The organism is Micromonospora sp. 4G55 (genome assembly GCF_016803375.1).
The window spans coordinates 1-2,448 of record NZ_JAEVHN010000818.1; the positions used below are offsets into that span (position 1 = coordinate 1).

The 2,448-nt window shown below is 71.7% G+C and carries 3 protein-coding genes; 1 reads left to right on the plus strand and 2 read right to left on the minus strand.

From position 1 onward, the window contains the following. Both JNW89_RS34660 and JNW89_RS34665 read right to left on the minus strand, forming a co-directional pair. Positions 1-150 (minus strand): ATP-binding cassette domain-containing protein (locus tag JNW89_RS34660; RefSeq protein WP_238452241.1); only part of this gene is annotated, 150 nt, incomplete at its 3' end. Positions 151-271: 121 nt separating this feature from the next. Then, complete coding sequence (locus JNW89_RS34665; RefSeq protein ID WP_238452242.1) at positions 272-883, minus strand: PadR family transcriptional regulator; 612 nt, start codon at positions 881-883, stop codon at positions 272-274. Between the two features lie 148 nt (positions 884-1,031). On the opposite strand from JNW89_RS34665, the gene JNW89_RS34670 reads away from it, so the two are divergent. Next, the coding region (locus JNW89_RS34670) for an acetyl/propionyl/methylcrotonyl-CoA carboxylase subunit alpha (RefSeq protein WP_238452243.1) at positions 1,032-2,448 on the plus strand (1,417 nt) is incomplete at its 3' end.

Consider the following 2,448-nt stretch of genomic DNA (forward strand, 5'->3'; position numbering starts at 1 on the left):
GGTGGTCTTGCCGGCGCCGTTGGGGCCGAGGAAGCCGAAGATCTCGCCCTCGGCGACCTGGAGGTTCACCCCCCGTACGGCGTCGACCGTCTTCGTCTCCCGACCGGCGCGGGAGCGGAACGACTTCCGCAGCCCCCTGGTCTCGATCATGTCTGCTCCTGGTCGTCCGGGCCGGACGCGCCGGCCGCCTGTCCCCGGGGCCGCCGGACGGCGCGCTCCCCCGTGGTGCGCGAAGAGGCTAACGCGATATAGCTCTTGTGGTCAACGTTGATTATTCCGTGTTCACGTCGCGGGGCGGCGCGCCGTCGGTCCACCCCGACCAGCCCTCCGCCCCGGCGAGTCCAGCAGGCAGGTACGACACCCCGGACTCGATCCGCTCGGCGATCCGGTCGCACCAGGCCACCTCCGCCTCGGCGCGCGCCGCCCAGAGCTCGAACATCCAGGCCACGTGCACCGGCTTGGTGTTGCGCATCCAGTCGGAGTCCAACGAGGCACGCATCGACTCGACACCGGCGCGCAGCAGGTTCGCCCGGTTCCGCAGCGCGGCGGCGGCCTCCTCGCGGGGCATCGCGGGCAGGAAGGAGAAGGCCGCGGCGAACGGGTCCGGCGTCTCGTGCAACTGCCACCACAGGCCGCGCAGCAGCGTCTCGAACTCGTCCTCCCCCTTCGGCGTCACCTCGTACGTGGTGCGGGCCGGGCGGGCGCCGACCTGCTCGGTCGCCACCTCGCGCAGCAGCCCCTCCTCGGTCAGCTTGCGCAGGGCGTGGTAGATCGATCCGGGTTGCACATTGGCCCACCGGTCGGCGTTCCAGCTCAGCAGCTCGCGGCGCACGTCGTAGCCGTGTACCGGTTGCATCCACCGAACCAGGCCGAGAATCATCATCCGAGTCGCAGACACCGGACAAGCGTAATAAACAAGTTTGACTAGGCTGCGGCCGGAACAGTGCGCCATCCCACACTGAGCGATCGTTAGGGCCATCAGAGTGACCGATACACTCCCGGTCAACGACCTCCCGGGAGGAGCCTTCAAGGTGCGCAAGGTACTCATCGCCAACCGCGGCGAGATCGCCGTCCGCGTCATCCGCGCCTGCCGCGACGCCGGCCTGGGCAGCGTCGCCGTCTACGCGGACTCCGACCGGGACGCCCTGCACGCCACGCTGGCGGACGAGGCGTACGCCCTCGGCGGCGACACCGCGGCCGAGACGTACCTGCGGATCGACAAGCTGATCGACGTCGCCGGCCGGTCCGGCGCCGACGCCGTACACCCCGGCTACGGCTTCCTCTCCGAGAACGCCGACTTCGCCCAGGCCGTCATCGACGCCGGGCTGACCTGGATCGGCCCCACCCCGCAGGCGATCCGCGACCTCGGCGACAAGGTGACCGCCCGGCACATCGCCCAGCGGGCCGGCGCCCCCCTGGTCCCCGGCACCCCGGACCCGGTCGGCAACGCCGACGAGGTGATGGCGTTCGCCGTCGATTACGGCCTGCCGGTCGCGATCAAGGCGGCCTTCGGCGGCGGCGGGCGCGGCCTCAAGGTGGCCCGCACCATGGAGGAGATCCCGCACCTGTTCGAGTCGGCCACCCGCGAGGCGGTCGCCGCGTTCGGCCGGGGCGAGTGCTTCGTCGAGCGGTACCTGGACAAGCCGCGGCACGTCGAGGCGCAGGTCCTCGCCGACCAGCACGGCAACGTGATCGTGGTCGGCACCCGGGACTGCTCGCTGCAGCGCCGGCACCAGAAGCTGGTCGAGGAGGCCCCGGCGCCGTTCCTCACCGCCGCGCAGCGCACCCAGATCCACGAGAGCGCCAAGGCGATCTGCCGGGAGGCCGGCTACCACGGCGCCGGCACGGTGGAATACCTGGTCGGCGTGGACGGCACCATCTCCTTCCTGGAGGTCAACACCCGGCTCCAGGTCGAGCACCCAGTCACCGAGGAGACCGCCGGCGTCGACCTGGTCCGCGAGCAGTTCCGGATCGCCGACGGCGAGAAGCTGCGGTTCTCCGAGGACCCGACCCCGCGCGGGCACGCCATCGAGTTCCGGATCAACGGCGAGGACCCGGGCCGCAACTTCCTGCCCGCCCCGGGCACCATCACCGCCCTGCGCCTGCCCACCGGGCCGGGCGTGCGGGTGGACACCGGCGTCTCGTCCGGCGACGTGATCGGCGGCAACTTCGACTCGCTGCTCGCCAAGGTCATCATCACCGGCGAGACCCGGGCCGAGGCGATCGAGCGGGCCCGCCGGGCGCTGGACGAGATGGTCGTCGAGGGCATGGCCACCGCGCTGCCGTTCCACCGGCTGGTCGTCCGGGACGAGGCGTTCACCACCGAGCCGTTCACCGTGCACACCCGGTGGATCGAGACCGAGTTCGACAACACCGTGCCGCCGTTCACCGCCGCCGCCGGCGCCGCCGAGGCGCCGGCCGGTCGCGAGACCGTCGTGGTCGAGGTCG

What these genes read in the sequence shown, in the direction of transcription:
- JNW89_RS34665 (WP_238452242.1), bottom strand. Translation starts at nt 883, where the DNA reads ATGATGATTCTCGGCCTGGTTCGGTGGATGCAACCGGTACACGGCTAC.